The 1484-nt window shown below is 59.1% G+C and carries 1 protein-coding gene; it reads left to right on the top strand.

What is annotated here, in order from left to right:
- The coding region (locus tag IT540_RS20775) for a tetratricopeptide repeat protein (RefSeq protein WP_291181785.1) at positions 1-1471 on the top strand (1471 nt) is incomplete at its 5' end.
- Positions 1472-1484: the final 13 nt, after the last annotated feature.

The raw sequence follows: 1484 nt of genomic DNA, 5'->3' as shown, positions 1-1484 counted from the left end.
CAACGAATTGGCCGTCCTGCAGGAACTGGCTGTCTTTCAAGGCAGCGCACCGCGTGATAGCTGGCGCAGCAGCCAGAAAGCGCTCAACGCGCTGCTCAGCCTGGGCTTAGTCGAAGCAATTGGCAGCGATGGCGTCCTGTTGCACCCGGCCTTTCGGGATTTGCTCTATCAACAATTGCCGCCCAGCCGCCGCCAGGAACTCCATCTGGCAGCCGCCAACCTCCTGGCCGAACGCAGCCGTTTTACCGCTGCTGCCTGGCACTATATCCAAGGGGGCCGACCGGAGATGGCGATCTGGACCTGGTTTGCCCATCGCCAACAGGAAATTGATCAGGGCCAGGCCAGCACAGCCCTCGAACTCTTTGTCCCGTTGGCCCAAACCCCGTTGCCCACCTTTGAAGATCAACAAGCACTAGCACTGCTGCTGGCGCCGCTCTATGCCCGGGCCGGGCGATCCCAAGAAGGACTACTGCTGATAGATAAAGCGACCTGGCCGACTGCCGCCATCCCAAGAGCCGTTCACGCTCATGCCTTGCGCGGTGAGCTTTTGGCCGAAACCGGCGCCATCGATCAGGCGCTGGCCGAATACCGGCGCAGTTTGGACAGCATTACCCAATTGCGCGCGACCCAAGAGATCGACCTGCACCTTGACATCGGGCGCCGAGTGCTGGTGTTCCTGGGTGATAATGAACAAGCCCGCCAGGAAGCACTCCAGGCCCGCTTAAATCTGGAAGTACTGCAAGGCGAAATCGAAGACAATGCCGGTAACTATCAGGCCGCTCGTGCGCACTACCAAAATGCCTTAACAGCCGCCGAAGCGTGCGCCAACGATCACCGCCTGGCCAAAGTCTATGAAGCGCTGGGCATCTTAGAGGCGCGTTATGCCGACCTGGAACCCGCCATTGCCTATCTCCAAGCGGCCGGGCGTCACTATCACGCCGCTGGCAATTTGGTCTGCGCCGTGGGCATGACCAATGCTAGCCTTGCCTTTGTCTACCTCCTGAAACGGCGCTATGCCGAAGCCATCGTGCCAGCCGAAACTGCACTGGCTTTTTTTCAGCAACTCCATCATACCTACTGGCAGGCCATCAACGAAGCCTATCTCGCTGAAGCGTGGTTCTATCTGGGTGACCTGGTCAAGGCCGAACACTTTGCTCACCAAGGGCTACAGCGCGAAGAAGTTGTCGTGCGCCCCTATTGTCTGCATATTTTGGGCCATGTCCGCCGCACCCAGCAACGCTTTGCCGAAGCAGAACGCTACTGTCGTGAAGCGATCGCTGACGCCGACGCACGCCAGGATTGGTGGGCCTTAGGTCCGGCCTGGTTGGCCCTGGGCGAAACCTATCTCGATGCCGGCCGTCACGCTGAGGCGCGCACGGCGTTTCAGGAAAGCTTACACATCTATGAACGGCTGGGGATCACCCAGGAAGTCACCTTGATCCAATCACGGTTAGCAACCATCAACGCTTGACACTCACGTACTT

The organism is Hyphomicrobium sp., assembly GCF_020852195.1.
In the GTDB taxonomy this organism is placed as follows: domain Bacteria; phylum Pseudomonadota; class Alphaproteobacteria; order Rhizobiales; family Hyphomicrobiaceae; genus Hyphomicrobium_C.
This window is presented reverse-complemented; position numbering and strand designations above follow the sequence as displayed.